Annotated in this window: 12 protein-coding genes; 6 read left to right on the forward strand and 6 right to left on the reverse strand. The window is 37.2% G+C overall.

Translation table 11 applies throughout. The annotated features are described in order from the left end of the window. Positions 1-4: 4 nt before the first annotated feature. Positions 5-649, reverse strand: a complete 645-nt coding sequence (locus tag ACFJGY_RS14730) for a DUF4241 domain-containing protein (protein WP_379965235.1) — start codon at positions 647-649, stop codon at positions 5-7. Between the two features lie 68 nt (positions 650-717). Next, positions 718-3,336, reverse strand: coding sequence for a valine--tRNA ligase (locus tag ACFJGY_RS14735; RefSeq protein WP_379965238.1), 2,619 nt, complete (start codon positions 3,334-3,336; stop codon positions 718-720). Between the two features lie 121 nt (positions 3,337-3,457). Here ACFJGY_RS14735 and ACFJGY_RS14740 point away from each other — a divergent pair, with 121 nt between their 5' ends. The 3 genes from ACFJGY_RS14740 to rmuC all read left to right on the forward strand — a co-directional run bounded on the left by ACFJGY_RS14740 (position 3,458) and on the right by rmuC (position 6,350). Beyond that, entirely contained in the window at positions 3,458-3,958 is a 501-nt protein-coding gene (locus tag ACFJGY_RS14740; RefSeq protein WP_379965240.1) for a DUF1573 domain-containing protein, read from the forward strand. Between the two features lie 77 nt (positions 3,959-4,035). Beyond that, positions 4,036-4,914, forward strand: coding sequence for a PPK2 family polyphosphate kinase (locus tag ACFJGY_RS14745; protein WP_379965242.1), 879 nt, complete (start codon positions 4,036-4,038; stop codon positions 4,912-4,914). Positions 4,915-5,003: 89 nt separating this feature from the next. Then, positions 5,004-6,350 carry a DNA recombination protein RmuC gene (rmuC, locus tag ACFJGY_RS14750; protein WP_379965245.1) on the forward strand — a complete coding sequence of 449 codons (1,347 nt, stop codon included), beginning with the start codon at positions 5,004-5,006 and terminating at the stop codon, positions 6,348-6,350. Between the two features lie 268 nt (positions 6,351-6,618). Here rmuC and hemB read toward each other — a convergent pair whose 3' ends face one another. Continuing rightward, positions 6,619-7,605 carry a porphobilinogen synthase gene (gene hemB, locus ACFJGY_RS14755; protein WP_379965248.1) on the reverse strand — a complete coding sequence of 329 codons (987 nt, stop codon included), beginning with the start codon at positions 7,603-7,605 and terminating at the stop codon, positions 6,619-6,621. Between the two features lie 110 nt (positions 7,606-7,715). Between hemB and ACFJGY_RS14760 the strand changes: the two genes are divergently transcribed. Further along, positions 7,716-8,063 (forward strand): T9SS type A sorting domain-containing protein, encoded by a 348-nt coding sequence (locus ACFJGY_RS14760; protein WP_379965251.1) that lies wholly within the window; start codon positions 7,716-7,718, stop codon positions 8,061-8,063. Positions 8,064-8,157: 94 nt separating this feature from the next. Beyond that, positions 8,158-9,840 carry an OmpA family protein gene (locus ACFJGY_RS14765; protein ID WP_379965254.1) on the forward strand — a complete coding sequence of 561 codons (1,683 nt, stop codon included), beginning with the start codon at positions 8,158-8,160 and terminating at the stop codon, positions 9,838-9,840. Here ACFJGY_RS14765 and ACFJGY_RS14770 read toward each other — a convergent pair. Further along, on the reverse strand, positions 9,827-10,258 hold the full coding sequence (locus tag ACFJGY_RS14770) for a VanZ family protein (protein WP_379965257.1): 432 nt from the start codon (positions 10,256-10,258) through the stop codon (positions 9,827-9,829). The genes ACFJGY_RS14765 and ACFJGY_RS14770 overlap by 14 nt on opposite strands. Before the next feature lie 50 nt (positions 10,259-10,308). Between ACFJGY_RS14770 and ACFJGY_RS14775 the strand changes: the two genes are divergently transcribed. Next, positions 10,309-11,373: an NAD(P)-dependent alcohol dehydrogenase gene (locus tag ACFJGY_RS14775; protein WP_379965260.1), complete on the forward strand. Its 1,065-nt coding sequence runs from the start codon at positions 10,309-10,311 to the stop codon at positions 11,371-11,373. Between the two features lie 408 nt (positions 11,374-11,781). Here the strand turns inward: ACFJGY_RS14775 and ACFJGY_RS14780 are convergent, their stop codons facing one another. Together ACFJGY_RS14780 and rpoC are read right to left on the reverse strand one after the other, a co-directional pair. Then, on the reverse strand, positions 11,782-12,087 hold the full coding sequence (locus ACFJGY_RS14780) for a DUF3467 domain-containing protein (protein ID WP_379965263.1): 306 nt from the start codon (positions 12,085-12,087) through the stop codon (positions 11,782-11,784). An 85-nt stretch (positions 12,088-12,172) separates the two neighbouring features. Continuing rightward, positions 12,173-16,438 carry a DNA-directed RNA polymerase subunit beta' gene (rpoC, locus tag ACFJGY_RS14785; protein WP_379965266.1) on the reverse strand — a complete coding sequence of 1,422 codons (4,266 nt, stop codon included), beginning with the start codon at positions 16,436-16,438 and terminating at the stop codon, positions 12,173-12,175. Positions 16,439-16,540: the final 102 nt, after the last annotated feature.

The following is a 16,540-nucleotide window of genomic DNA, read 5'->3' on the forward strand; positions in this document are numbered from 1 at the left end:
TAATTTAATCCATACCAATTTCGATAAATTCCGAAATTAATTTAACTGGCTGATTATCTTTGGAATAACCAATATATGATGCATAGAATCCTTCACCATATCCTGTTTCAAATGCAACTATATTTTCCTTTTTATTATCGTAAGGTTTCAAAATTGAAAACTGATCGATCGCTCCTTTTTCATCAAAAAAATGAGAGTGAAAAAACTCTTCATAGATCCCCATAAAATCAGCACCTTTTTTGTGGAAAAGTTCCTGTTCTAATTTGTTCAGAGAATTCTGAGCCTCTTTGTCCATAAAACTTCCCATTCCGGATTCTACCAGATATCCGTAGATTTCTTCGTCTTTCAGATCTTGCAAATTCTGATTGTCACACAAAGCGAGTTTCCAACTTTCTGCCGGTTTATTTTTATTGAAAACAATTTCTGCGTAAGCAATGCAATTGGATTCTGTTTCTTTATGAAGAAGAACCGGAAAATTACCTTTTGGAAATTCTTGTGTGAAAGCCGAATGATCCGGGGAAATCAACGGATCGCTTGCAACAATGAAACCGGAAGAAACATGAATTTCTCCAGCTTCATAAGTTTCCAGAAGCGGATTTTCTACAAAATTTTTAGAGAATAGTTTTTTTATATTTTCGATGTGTGTCATTATAAATTGTCGGAAGTCAGAAGTCTGATGTCCGAAGTTTTGATGATTTTTAAAATTTATTAGTCTGATTAAAGACTTTTTAATTTCTCTTCCAAAAGGATAATTTTGTCCTGAGCGTCTTTTTGCTTTTTTCGTTCGATTTCTACAACTTCTGGTTTTGCATTGGCTACAAATTTCTCATTAGACAACTTTTTGTCAACTGAAATTAAGAAACCTTTCAGATATTTTATTTCTTCTTCCGTTTTAATTTTTTCTTCCCCAAGGTCAAGATTTTCGCTTAACGGAATTGAGAATTCATTGGAACCAACTAAGAAAGTGAAACTCGGTTTATCGGTTTTCTGACCAAAATGAATATCTAAAATGTTGGATAATTTCTGAATCACTTCGGCATCTTTAAGTTCTGTCGCATTCGTAAAAACTTCAACCGATTCTCTTGGCGAAATGCCTTTTGATTGACGGTAATTTCTAACACCAGAAATTACTTCTTTAGCAAAATCAAAATCCTTGATTGTTTGCTCATTGTAACTTTCAGATTTTTTCTGTTGCGTGATAATCAAAGCTTCATCAATTTTTCTATCCGAAATCGATTGCCAAAGTTCCTCGGACAAGAATGGCATAAATGGATGCAGCAGTTTCATCAATTCCTCAAAATAAGCAATTGTTTTCTGATAAACATCCTCGCTGATCGCTTCCCCAAAGTTTGGTTTCACCGCTTCAAGATACCAGGAACAGAAATCGTCCCAGATCAGTTTATAAACCAGATGCAATCCGTCAGAAATCCTGAATTTCGAGAATTGATCTTCAATCTCGCCAATTGTTTTATTTAATTGTTCACCGAACCATTCGATGGTTTGAAGGTCGTGGTTTTGCGCTTTGATAGATTCGTCACGTTTCCAGCCTTGGATCAGTTTGTAAGCATTCCAGATTTTCGTAGCGAAATTTCGTCCCTGCAGCATCAGATCTTCATCAAACAAAAGATCATTTCCGGCTGCAGAACTTAACAAACTTCCAACGCGTACGCCGTCTGCACCATATTTCTCTATCAAATCAATTGGATCTGGCGAATTTCCTAATTGCTTAGACATTTTGCGTCTCTGTTTATCTCGTACAATTCCTGTAAAATAAACATTTTTGAAAGGTACTTCTTTGCGATATTCCAAGCCAGCCATAATCATTCTGGCAACCCAGAAGAAAATGATATCCGGACCTGTAACCAAATCTGCGGTTGGATAATAATAATTGATGTCCTTATTTTCCGGATCCAAAATCCCTTCGAAAACCGACATTGGCCACAACCAGGATGAAAACCAAGTATCTAATGCATCTTGATCTTGTTTTAAATCCTCAATGTTAAGTTCTGAGTTTTGAGTTTTTTCTTTGGCTAAAACTAAAGCATCTTCGATATTTTCTGCTACCACAAATTCATTTTCGCCCGTTCCATAATAGAAAGCCGGAATCTGCTGACCCCACCAAAGCTGACGTGAAATGTTCCAGTCGTGAACATTCTCCATCCAATGGCGATAGGTATTTTTGAATTTCTCCGGGTGGAATTTAATCGTATCATCCATCACAACATCCAAAGCCGGTTTTGCCAATTCTGACATTTTCAGGAACCATTGAACAGAGATCTTAGGTTCGATAACTGCACCTGTTCTTTCAGAAGTTCCTACTTTATTAACGTAATCTTCCGCTTTCAGCAAAAGATCTTTTAATTCTAATTCTCTGGCAATGTCCTTTCTTACTGTAAATCTGCCCTGACCTTGATAATGCATTCCGTGTTCATTCAGAACAGCGTCGTTATCCATAGAATCAATGATTGGCAAGTTATGTCTTTGTCCGATTTCGTAGTCATTGATATCGTGAGCCGGTGTAATTTTCAATGCTCCGGTTCCAAATTCGATATCCACATAATCATCCTCGATAATAGGAACGACTCTGTTAACGATTGGAACAATAACGTTTTTACCTTTCAGATGCTGATATCTCTCGTCATTCGGATTCACACAAACGGCAACATCACCAAAAATAGTTTCCGGACGTGTGGTAGCAACAGTTAAGAAATCTTCCGTTCCTTCAATTTTATATTTTAAATAGTATAATTTTCCGTTTTGCTCTTTGAAAATCACCTCTTCATCAGAAATGTTGGTTTGAGCTTCAGGATCCCAATTCACAACTTTGTAACCACGATAAATCAATCCTTTATTATATAGATCCACAAAAACCTTGATCACAGATTTGGAAAGATTCTCCTCCATTGTGAATCTCGTTCTGTCCCAATCACAAGAACAGCCTAGTTTTTTCAATTGCTCAAGGATTGTTCCGCCGTATTTTTCTTTCCATTCCCAGGCGTGTTTCAGGAATTCCTCTCTGGTAATATCTTTTTTGTTGATGCCTTCAGCTTTCAGTTTTGCAACAACTTTCGCTTCTGTTGCGATGGATGCGTGATCCGTGCCGGGAATCCAGCAAGCGTTAAAACCCTGCATTCTCGCTCTTCTTACCAAAACATCCTGAATGGTGTTATTCAGCATATGTCCCATGTGAAGAATTCCTGTCACGTTAGGCGGCGGAATCACAATGGTGTAAGGCGGTCTGTCATCCGGCTCGGAATGGAAAAATTTGTTTTCTAACCAGAAGTCATACCATTTTTGTTCAGTTTCCTGTGGACTATATTTGTCAGCGATCTGCATTTTGAAATTTATTTTGTCTTGTAATCTGCAAAAATAAGATATTGTAAAAAAATTAACATCACATATTCAAATTATTTATAACTTTGTTCTTTAAAATTTTAATTATCTAAAACAAAAAAATATGAAAAAGATTCTTGCAGGATTATTTATGACAGGAGCTATCGCTTTTGCATCTGCTCAAACAATCTCATTTGATAAAACAACTTTCGATTACGGAACTGTAAAAGCTGGAGCTGATGGTCACAGATTTTTCACTGTAAAAAACACTGGAGACAAGCCACTTATCATCAGTGAAGTAAAACCATCTTGCGGATGTACAACTCCGGAATGGAGCAAAGACCCGATTTTACCTGGAAAAACTGCTCAGATCAAAGTTGGATATAATACTGGTATCAAAGGTGCTTTCAATAAACTGATTGAAGTTTATTCTAACGATCCTGCAAACAACAGATCTGTTCTTTATATCAAAGGAACTGTTGAAGATGTTGCCGGAGCTGGTACTGCTGCTTCACAAAATGCTAATCTGACTGTTGCTCCTGTTGCTGTAGCTACTGCTAAAGCTCAGCCAGCACCAGAACAAGTTGCTAAAAAAACTGCTAAAAAAGCAGCTGCTAAAAAATAAAATAATTACAACCTATTTTAAACCGTCTCGCTTTTTGTAACGAGACGGTTTTTTTATATTTACATTAAATCAATTTTATGGATTATAATTTCTCCGATGACTTTCTTATTAAAGAAAATTCGAAATTCGAAATCAAAAAACAGAATACCAAATACCAAGGAAAAATCAATAAGGATGAAGCAAAACAGCTTCTGGAAATTGAAAAGGAAAAACTTTATTTACTGCAAGAAAAATTATATGCAGACGGAAGCCAGTCTTTATTAATTGTTCTTCAGGCGATGGATGCTGCAGGAAAAGACAGTTTGATAGAACATGTTTTCGGTGGTGTGAATCCACAAGGCTGTGAAGTCACAAGTTTTAAAACGCCAGGTTCCAAAGATTATTCCCACGATTTCATCTGGAGACACTATCTATCTTTGCCGGAAAAAGGGAAAATTGGAATTTTTAATCGTTCTCACTACGAAAGTGTTCTCGTCTGCAAAGTTCATCCTGAATATAACCTCAGTGAAAAAACATGGAAAGACGTAAAACAATTTGATGACAAATTTTGGGAAAACCGATACGAAAGCATCCGTAATTTTGAAAAACATTTGACCAATAACGGGACCAAGATTATTAAAATATTCCTTAATGTTTCCAAAGAAGAGCAGAAAGAAAGATTTCTTGACAGAATAAAAGAAGACGATAAAAACTGGAAATTTTCTGCCGCAGATATTACCGAACGTGGTTTCTGGGAAGATTATATGAAGGCTTATGAACAAGCTATAAAGGAAACTTCTACAGAAGCGGCACCTTGGTTTGTAATCCCGGCCGATCAGAAATGGTTTTCCAGAGTTGCTGCAATCCAGATCATTATTGACAAATTGGAAGAAATGAACCTGCAATTTCCTGAACTATCGGTAAAAGAGAAAAGTGCTTTAGTTGAATCTAAAAATAAGCTGGAGAACGAGAAGTAATTTTTTTACTGATTAATGAATTTTACGGAAAACCTTAATTTTATGAATGAAAGTTATTTTAAAATTGTAAAAAATAACGAAGAATAAAAATGGAAATTATCTACTTATTTATTGGATCAATCATCGGCGGAATTTTGATTTTCTTTCTGATGAAAGCAACTTCTGTCAGCAAGAAAAACTATGATGAAGCAAATGAAAAATTAATTCGTGCACAGGAAAACGAACTCAATTATCAGCAGAAAATTGAGGAACTGAAGCTATCCAATAATAATTTGACAAATGATATTTCTTCGATTCAAAAGAGTAAGGAAGAACTGCTTTTTACCAATGCCGAATTAAGCGCTGATTTCAAAAATATTCAGGAAAACCTTAACTATCAAAAAGAAGAATTCTTAAAACTTCAGGAAACGACTCGACTTCAATTTGAAAAAACAGCCAATCAAATCCTGGAAGAAAAATCTGAGAAATTTTCTCAGTTGAACCAAAATCAGTTAAAATTGATTTTGGAGCCTTTTCAAGAAAAGATCAATGAACTGAAAAATACCGTTAACGAAACTTACGACAAAGAATCAAAAGAACGTTTCTCCCTCGGTGAAAAAGTCCGGGAACTGAAAGACCTTAACCAGCAAATTTCCGAAGATGCAAAAAAACTGACCCGCGCTTTGAAAGGCGAAAGCAAAACCCAGGGAAACTGGGGCGAAATGATATTGGAAAGTATTCTCGAGAAATCAGGCCTCAGAAAAAATCAGGAATACTTTATGGAGCACGAGCTGCGCGACGAAAATAACAAAGCCATCTTCTCCGAATTTTCCGGCAAGAAAATGCGTCCTGATGCGGTTGTGAAATATCCAGACAACAGGAATGTAATCATTGACAGTAAAGTGTCGCTCACTGCTTTTGTAGAAATGACGGACGAAACCGATGCTGAAATTTTTGCAATCAAACAAAATCAACATTTGCAATCTGTCAAGAATCACATCTTGCAACTGAGCCAGAAAGCTTATGATGATTTTGACAAATCTCTGGATTTCGTCATGATGTTTGTTCCGAGCGAAGCAGCTTACATGACGGCTTTACAAACTGATCCTAATCTTTGGAATTTTGCTTATGACAAAAGAATTTTACTGTTAAGTCCGACCAATTTGATTACTTCTCTTAAGCTGGTTCAGGATCTCTGGAAACGCGAACATCAAAATAGAAATGCGATGGAAATTGCGGACAGAGGTGCAAAATTATATGATAAATTTGTAGGTTTTGTTGATAATCTGGAACGCATCGGAAAGAATATTGATCTGGCTAAGAATTCCTATAATGATGCTTTCAAACAATTGAGTTCCGGGAATGACAATTTGATTATCCAAACTCAGAAACTGAAAAATCTTGGGATTAAGAACAAAAAAAATCTTCCTCAAGGTTTGGGAGAGGAAGATTTGTAATTGTTTTTATTTTGAAATTTATTTGAACGCAAAGTCCGCAAAGATTTTTTACAATTTTGAAAACATTTTAAGGTTCACAATGGCGTAAAACTCAGCAAAGTTTTAGTGTAATTTATTTTAGAAAAACTTTGTCAAAGATTTGAAACTTTGACAAAGTGACCTTTGGATGACAAAACCATAGCCCCGATTGCAGAGGAAATCCTTTTTGCGAGAGGTTATGCCGAGCAAAAAGATTGCAACGGAAAGCGGGATTAAGCTCCTAAAAACATTATTTATTCAGAAGTTTGGCAACTTCGGGTGCAGCGTATGTGAAAATCATATCGGCGCCGGCACGTTTGATCGAGGTGATACTTTCTATGAGAACCTTATCATTGTCCAGCCAGCCATTTTGAGCAGCGGCTTTCAGCATTGCATATTCGCCGCTTACCTGATAAACTGCGATGGGCTGCGTAATCAATTCACGGATCTTGGAAACGATATCCAGATAAGGCATGCCGGGTTTTATCATAATGATATCGGCGCCTTCTTCTACGTCTTTTAATGCTTCGGCAATGGCTTCCCGGGAATTGTGAAAATCCATCTGATAGGTTTTTTTATCTGAAGGGATATCCTGATTATCAACCGGTGCACTGTCCAAAGCACTTCGGAAAGGTCCGTAGAAAGCACTCGCATATTTAGCGGCATAAGATAAAATCCCGACATCGGTGAATCCGTTTTCTTCCAGACCTTGTCGCATCGCAAGAACGCGACCGTCCATCATATCGCTTGGCGCGAGAATATCGGCGCCGGCTTCTGCGTGGGAAATTCCCATTCTCACCAAAGCTTCTACTGTAGAATCATTGTCAATTTTTCCATTTTTGATGATGCCGTCGTGACCATAAATTGAATATGGATCCAATGCAACATCCGGCATAATGATGATTCCGGGAACGGCATCTTTGATTGCTTTTATGGTGTTCTGCATCAGTCCGTTAGGATTCCAGGCTTCTTTTCCGGTATTGTCTTTCAGGTTATCGGAAACTTTCATATAAAGATTGATCGCTTTGATCCCGAGATTATAATTTTCTTTGACCGTCTTGACTGTCAGATCCAAACTTTGACGAAAAACGCCTGGCATAGAAGAAATGGTTTCTTTTTTGTTATCACCTTCCATAACAAACATGGGCAAAACCAGATCGTTTGTGGTGAGGATAGTTTCACGGACAAGACTGCGTATTGAGTCGTTGGTTCTTAGTCTTCTGTTTCTTGAAATCATCGTAGAAAAATATTTATGCAAATTTAATTATACTTTTATTGTTAGACTATTGCATATTTAATTTATTTAAAATATATTTGTTGTACTTGTTATAAAATAGACTTAAGCGAATGAAAAAACTTTTATTCTTTATCATATTTACGGTAGTTTTAGCAGGATTTTCGGGAGAAATGAAGGCACAGACTGCACGCACCGTTTCTACTCAAAAAACCGATGATGGTGTTTTGGTGGCTTATCCAAATCCGACTAAAGATGTTTTATTGCTTAGATCGAAGGATAATTCGGTGAAAATAAAAACCGTAACTTTCTTCTCTATTTTGGGAGCTCAGGTTGCTGAATATAATATCAACAGTAACAATACTGAATTGAGACTTGACAAACTACGTCCGGGAAAATATCTGATGAGGTACACTTTGGATGACAACACTCAGAAAATCACTCAGATTATTAAACAATAATCATTTGATATACAACATATAATGCCGGTTTTTTGCCGGCATTTTTTATTGATTAATTTCTGTAAATTTGTAGTAACCAAGAAAATTTAAACTGATGAGAAAATCTGTACTCCTTCTTTTTTTAATTTTAGTTCAATTTTTTAATTCGCAATTCAGGAATTCTTTATACGATAATAATCAGATCAACATTTCTGTGAGAGCCGGGCTGGATTTTCCATCGTATGATAATCAGACAAAATATATTGATTACAAACCCAATCTGAATCTAGGAGTCTCTGCAGATTATTATTTCAGTTGGATCGGTTTGGGATTAGATGCGGATTATCTTTCCAATAAACCAAAAAGTTCTTACCCAACAGAGAATCTATATTTAGGAGCCACAAAACTGTCAGATCCTACTTTAAATGAAAATAAAATCCAGCGTTACTTCTTTGGAATTGGTCCAAACTTCCGATGGGTGATTAATGATGATATGGGATTAACTTTCAAACTAAAAGGTGGAATATCGAATATCAGAGGCGGAGAAACATCATTGGTTTCAAATAATGGTTCTTCGGCTTACAATCTTAACTATCATAATGGTTACGATGAGAAGAATATTTTATCAGGAAAAGGCGAGTTGGAGTTTAACTGGTTTTTCTCAGAAAATATCGGTCTGAATATTGGCGGCTATTACCTGCAGCATTTCAAAACCAAAGATCTTGCACAAAACGGAAATACTTCCGGATATATTCCTTTTACGGCTAATGAGAATCAGAATGTGATTTCTCCGGCGAATGCCGACATTAGAACTTCTGCTTTGGATCACGAGATACATTCGGTAGGATTTTTTGCCGGACTTACTTTTAGATTTTCTGCCAAAAAACCTGCGCCTAACTATGAATTATCGGTGATCGCAAAAGACAAAGAAACAGGATTGATCCTTCCCGATACTTTTGTAGAACTTTATAAAAACGGAAAAAGAGCCTATTTTGCAAGGACAAATGCACAAGGTGTTGCTTTTTTTAAGAATATCAAACCTGAGGATTACGAGATCAAGGGAAGTCTCTATAATATCGATCTTGTTGCTTCTAAAGCCAATAAATCAGAATTTGTGAAAAACGCTACGCTGAAAAAAGAAATTTCTACCGCTGCGGAAACATTTTTTGTGAAAGGACAAGTCAATATCTGTAATTCTAAAAATCCTCTACGAGATGTAAAAATTGTTATCAAAAATAACGAAACAGAAATAGTTCAGGAAATAAAAACAAATCTCGAAGGAAAATTCTACTTCAAAGCAGATAAAAATTCTACTTACAATATTTACGGAAAGAAAGGAAACTACTTCTCCCAAACCGAAACTGTAACTTCCAAAAATGTTGACAGAAGCAATACACTTTTCCTAAATCTACAAGTTTGTATGGAAGAAACAACTTGCGGAAAACCAATCAATCTTAAAAATATCCATTATGATCTGGACAAATATTTTATCCGTGAAGATGCAAAAGCAGAACTTAATAAATTAGTCCAGTTTATGAATGACAATCCAACTGTAAAAGTCGAACTGGCATCTCACACAGACTCCCGGGCTTCTGATGATTATAATAAAACGCTTTCTCAAAACAGAGCAAATGCTGCCGTAGACTATCTGGTTTCAAAAGGAATTGATAAAGCAAGATTAAAACCAATTGGTTACGGAGAAACACAACTTCTTAATAATTGCAGCAATGGTATAGATTGTACAGAAGAACAGCATCAAATCAATAGAAGAACGGAGATGAAGGTTATCTGTCCTTAATAAAGAAAAAGCTTTTATAAACTATAAATCCGATAACAGCGCCTGTGGTATTCAGTATAATATCATCTACATCGGCAAAACCTCTTTTGAAATAGTATTGAGAAAACTCAACAATATTAATAACAATAAAAAAAGTCAAAAACAAGGATATAAATCTGTTGAGTTTTGGATAAAGTATTCCCAGAAAACCATAAGGAATGAAGAGAATTATATTACCAAAGATATTTTTAAATGCCTCGGTCTTATCCCACCGGATAACATTAGTTGAATAATCACTTATTGTTTCAAACGGAATAGTTTTTATTTCAAAAAGTATAGTTGGAGAATATCTAAAAGATGCAAAAAAAAGCAAATATAACATCCAAACGGTATAAACATTGATAAAAGGAGGATAGAACTTATAAAGTAATTTTTTCATTAATGGAAAGTATATATTTAATATAATTTAAAGTAAAAATATTCAAAATAATGCACACACACAAAGTAAAAGCTTTTGGGACTGAAGCTCCTGAGAATGATCTAGAGTTAATGACTATCGAAAGAAGAGAAATACAGCCCGAAGATGTGGAAATCGAAATCCTGTATTGCGGCGTATGCCACTCGGATCTTCATACCGCGAGAAATGATTGGGGTGGAAGTAAATATCCGGTCGTTCCCGGTCACGAGATTGTTGGAAGAGTTACAAAAGTAGGTAACGATGTAAGCAAATTTAAAATCGGAGATCTTGCAGCGGTTGGCTGTATGGTCGATTCCTGCAAAACATGCAGCAGCTGCCAGCAAGACCTGGAGCAGTTCTGCGAAAATGGATTTACTGGAACTTACAACGGAAAAGATAAATATCAAGCTGGTCCTCATACTTTCGGTGGGTATTCTGAGTCTGTAGTTGTAGACCAACACTATGTTCTGAAGGTTCCTGAGAATTTGGATCTGGCTGCCGTTGCGCCTTTGCTTTGCGCAGGGATCACAACCTGGTCTCCTCTGAAACATTGGAATGTGAACGAGAATTCTAAAGTTGCAGTTGTAGGCTTAGGTGGTTTGGGACATATGGCGATCAAACTGGCAAAAGGTCTTGGAGCAGAGGTTTCTCTTTTCTCCAGAACACCCGGAAAAACCGATGATGCAAAGAAATTGGGAGCAGATCACGTCATTATTTCTACAGATGATGAAGAAATGAAATCAGTTTTCAATAAGTTTGATCTTATCATCGACACAGTTCCCTATGAGCACGACATCAATCCTTATATGAATACTTTAACTGTGAACGGAACTTTGGTTCTGGTAGGATTTATCGGTGAGTTTGAGCAAAATGCTGTCAGCACAAGACCAATGATCTATAAAAGACGTTCTGTTGCCGGATCATTGATTGGCGGGATCAAAGAAACTCAGGAGATGCTTGATTTCTGCGGCGAGAATAACATCGTTTCTGAGATCGAGATCATCAAAATGCAGGATATCAATGAGGCTTACGAAAGAATGCTGAAAAGCGATGTGAAATACAGATTCGTGATCGATATGAAAAGTTTGAAGGACTAAATTTTATATTGAAAAGTCTAAGAAACTATTATCAGCAATGTCAGGCTCTCTCGAAGCCTGTAATATAATTATAAAAAGGAAACACAAATTTGTGTTCCTTTTTGTTTTTATAATCATTATTAAGGTTGAAATTTAAATATCATCCAAGCATTATATAAAAAACGACCGTATGTTTCGTTAAAAAGGTACGGACGTTTTCATGAAAAGATACGGAGGTTTTGATCAAAAGGTACGGTGGTTTTTAGGTACCTCTGCAAACGCTCTGTTCATAGGACTTGCAGAAGGGTCATTTTTTGACTTTAAAACACTGTAAAATTGATGATAATTGAATCAATATTAAACTTAAAAGCAAAAAAATCCCGCCCATATTTTACATCTGGGCGGGATTGATATGTTAAGAGAAATATCTTAAGCTTGTACGTTGTTACCTCCTAATACGAAAGGTTCCAATTCTTTGATCTCACCAAACTGCTGCTCATAGTTTGCAACATTTTGCTGAAGTGCAGCTAAAACTCTCTTTGCGTGTAGAGGTGCTACGATCACTCTTGATCTTACTTTAGCTTGTTGCACACCTGGCATCAACTGTATAAAATCCAATACGAACTCAGATGGAGAATGATTTACTAAAGCTAAGTTTACATAAACTCCTGCTGCTACAACTTCATTAAGTTCAATATTAATGTTGTTTGGATCTTGGTTTTGATTATTGTCCATTTTGTTTTGTTATTTTTTTATTTAAAATTTGAGGTTGTGAAAGTATAAAAAATAATTCCAAACCTCAAATTTCATTTGATTAATTTTAGTTGATGTCTTCGAATTCTTTTCTTGAACCTACGATCACACTTTGATAATCCTTAAGACCTGTACCTGCAGGGATTCTGTGTCCTACAATTACATTTTCTTTCAGACCTGTCAGGTAATCTACTTTTCCTGACACTGCTGCTTCGTTTAGAACCTTAGTCGTTTCCTGGAACGATGCTGCAGACATAAATGATTTGGTTTGAAGTGCTGCTCTTGTAATCCCCTGTAATACAGAAGTTGCAGTTGCAGGAAGAGCTTCTCTTACTTCTACCAATGCCAGATCTTCACGTCTTAGTTTCGAGTTCTCATCTCTAAGCTCTCTGGCTGTGATCATCTGTCCTGGTTTGAAGACTTTAGAATCTCCGGCTTCCATTACTACTTTCAGACCAAATACTCTATTGTTCTCTTGCAAGAAGTCGTATTTGTGTTCCAAAGCACCTTCCAGGAACTGAGTATCTCCTCCATCCACAATCGATACTTTTGTCATCATTTGACGAACAATGATCTCGAAGTGTTTGTCATCGATCTTCACCCCTTGAAGACGGTAAACTTCCTGAATTTCATTTACAAGATATTCCTGAACCGCAGTTGGACCTTTGATTTTCAAGATATCATCTGGTGTTACAGAACCGTCGGAAAGTGCGCCTCCTGCATACACGAAGTCATTTTCCTGAACCAGGATCTGGTTTGATAATTTAACCAAATATTTCTTGATCTCTCCGGTTTTAGCTTCCACGATAAGTTCACGGTTACCTCTTTTGATTTTACCATAGGAAACTACACCGTCAATCTCTGTAACAACCGCTGGGTTGGAAGGATTTCTAGCTTCGAATAGTTCGGTAACTCTCGGAAGACCTCCGGTGATATCCCCTGCTTTCGCAGATTTTCTTGGGATTTTGATTAAGACCTTACCAGCCTTGATCTTCTCACCATCGTTTACCATAATGTGGGCTCCAACCGGTAAGTTGTAACCTTTTTGCTCAACACCTTTGGAGTCGATAACTTTAAGGGTAGGAACGGCTTTTTTATTTCTTGATTCAGAGATTACTTTCTCTTCAAAACCTGTCTGCTCATCGATCTCCAATTGGAAAGAAACCCCCTGGATGATATCTTCATACTCAACCTTACCGGAGTTCTCTGCAATGATTACCGCATTATACGCATCCCATTTCGCAATAAGATCTCCTTTTTTCACTTTATCACCTGGTTGTACATATAACTCAGATCCATAAGGAACGTTGGCAATCATGATCGGCGTTCTGGCTTCGTTATCTGCTACCAAACGGAATTCAGTTGAACGGGAAACAACGATATCCGCTGATTCTCCATTTTCTCCTTCCGATTTAATAGTTCTAACCTCATCCATTTCAACAACCCCATCACGTTTTGCAACGATGCTTGGATTCTCAGAAATGTTTGTAGATACACCCCCTTGGTGGAAAGTTCTCAATGTTAACTGAGTTCCCGGCTCACCAATAGATTGTGCAGCGATTACACCAACAGCTTCTCCCATGTGGATGCCTTTACCTGTTGCAAGGTTACGGCCGTAACATTTCGCACAGATACCTTTCTTAGCTTCACAAGTAAGTGGAGAACGAACCTCAACAGCTTCGATTCCGGCTTCCTCGATTTGCTTAGCTACAGCTTCTACGATTAACTCGTCAGCTTGTGCCAGAATCTCATCCGTCTCCGGATGATAGATATTGTGAAGAGAAACTCTACCAAGAATTCTCTCAGCGATTTTTTCTACGATATCATCGTTTTTCTTAAGTGCAGTAATTTCTGTCCCTCTAAGTGTTCCACAGTCTTGTTCTGTAATGATAACATCCTGTGCAACATCCACCAATCTTCTGGTCAAGTAACCAGCATCGGCAGTTTTAAGAGCGGTATCCGCAAGACCCTTACGAGCACCGTGAGTAGAGATAAAGTATTCCAAGATCGACAAACCTTCTTTAAAGTTCGCAAGAATCGGGTTTTCAATAATCTCAGCTCCAACAGAACCAGCTTTTTGTGGTTTTGCCATCAATCCTCTCATACCAGATAACTGACGGATCTGCTCCTTAGAACCCCTCGCACCAGAATCAAGCATCATATATACAGAGTTGAATCCACCTTGATCTACTTTCATTCTGCTCATAATCATTTCGGTAAGGCTGGCGTTGGTATTAGTCCAAACGTCAATTACCTGATTATAACGCTCTGTATCTGTGATAAGACCCATGTTATAGTTGGCTTTGATCTCATCTACAGTTTCGATAGAAGTTGCGATCATTTTCTTTTTCTCAACCGGGATCACGATATCTCCAAGACTAAATGAAAGTCCACCTTTGAATGCATTTGCATATCCAAGATCTTTCATATCATCCAAGAACTTCACCGTAGTCGGGAAATCTGTATCTGCCAATACCTGACCAATTACATTTCTAAGAGATTTCTTAGTCAATAACTCATCGATATAACCAGAAGCTTTCGGTACGATCTGGTTGAATAAAATTCTACCAACTGTCGTAGGGAATAACTTCGTAGTGATCACACCATTCTCTTTGATTGGAAGACGACATCTTACTTTTGCATTAAGAGAAACTTGTCCCTCAGCATAAGCGATCTCTACTTCTTCCGGAGAATAGAAAGCAAGACCTTCGCCTTTTACTTTCATATCATCTGTAGAATCCAGTTGTTTGGTCATAAAATACAGACCCAAAACCATATCCTGAGATGGTACCGTAATAGGAGAACCATTTGCAGGGTTAAGGATATTCTGAGAACCCAACATCAATAGTTGTGCTTCCAAAATAGCTTCCGGACCTAGAGGTAAATGCACCGCCATCTGATCCCCATCGAAATCGGCATTGAATGCCGTTGTTACCAATGGGTGAAGCTGGATCGCTTTACCTTCAATCATCTTCGGCTGGAATGCCTGGATCCCCAATCTGTGCAAAGTAGGTGCTCTGTTCAATAGTACAGGATGACCTTTCATTACGCCTTCCAGGATATCATAAACTACAGGCTCTTTTCTGTCGATGATTCTTTTAGCTGATTTTACAGTTTTTACAATCCCTCTCTCGATCAGTTTTCTGATGATGAACGGTTTGTAAAGCTCTGCAGCCATATCTTTCGGGATACCACACTCGTGAAGCTGAAGACTAGGTCCTACAACAATTACCGAACGAGCGGAGTAATCTACCCTTTTTCCAAGTAAGTTCTGACGGAAACGACCTTGTTTACCTTTCAATGAATCAGAAAGGGATTTCAATGGTCTGTTTGATTCAGATTTTACAGCAGAAGATTTTCTTGTATTATCGAATAATGAATCTACTGATTCCTGAAGCATACGCTTCTCATTTCTCAAGATCACTTCCGGAGCTTTGATCTCCAACAATCTCTTCAAACGGTTGTTTCTGATGATCACTCTTCTGTAAAGGTCATTCAAATCAGAAGTTGCGAAACGTCCTCCATCCAATGGAACCAATGGTCTCAATTCCGGTGGTATAACTGGAAGTACACGCATAATCATCCACTCAGGCTTGTTGATCATCCTTGTATTAGCACCTCTCAATGCTTCTACAACATTTAATCTTTTAAGAGCCTCAGTTCTTCTTTGTTTAGAAGATTCGTTGTGCGCTTTGTGTCTTAGATCGAATGACAAAGAATCAAGATCGATTCTTCTCAACAATTCTTCGACCGCTTCTGCTCCCATTTTCGCAAGGAATTTGTTAGGGTCAGAATCATCAAGATATTGATTTTCTACAGGAAGCGTCTCCAGAACATCCAGATATTCTTCTTCTGTAAGGAATTCTTTGTCATCAAAGTCAGAACCGTCTGCTTTCTTAGCAATACCTTGCTGGATCACAACGTATCTTTCGTAATAGATGATCATATCCAATTTCTTGGAAGGAATACCTAATAGATAACCAATTTTGTTTGGTAAAGAACGGAAATACCAGATGTGCGCTACAGGAACAACCAAACCTATGTGTCCGATTCTTTCTCTACGTACTTTTTTCTCTGTTACTTCTACCCCACATCTATCACAAACAATCCCTTTGTAACGGATACGTTTGTATTTTCCACAAGCACACTCGTAATCCTTTACAGGACCAAAGATCTTCTCGCAGAACAATCCATCTCTTTCCGGCTTGTGTGTACGATAGTTAATCGTTTCTGGTTTCAGGACCTCTCCTCTCGATTCCTGAAGAATGGATTCCGGTGAAGCTAAACCAATAGTGATTTTAGTAAATCTACTTGTTTTATTTTTATTTGACATATTATTCAAATGAAATTTTAATTATTTAAAAGTAATTTTTTGTCGTATTAAAAATCCTTCGACAAGCTCAGGATGAAATCTCTAATACTATCTTTTTAATTT

The organism is Epilithonimonas sp. UC225_85, from assembly GCF_042695135.1.
Taxonomy (GTDB): Bacteria; Bacteroidota; Bacteroidia; order Flavobacteriales; family Weeksellaceae; genus Epilithonimonas.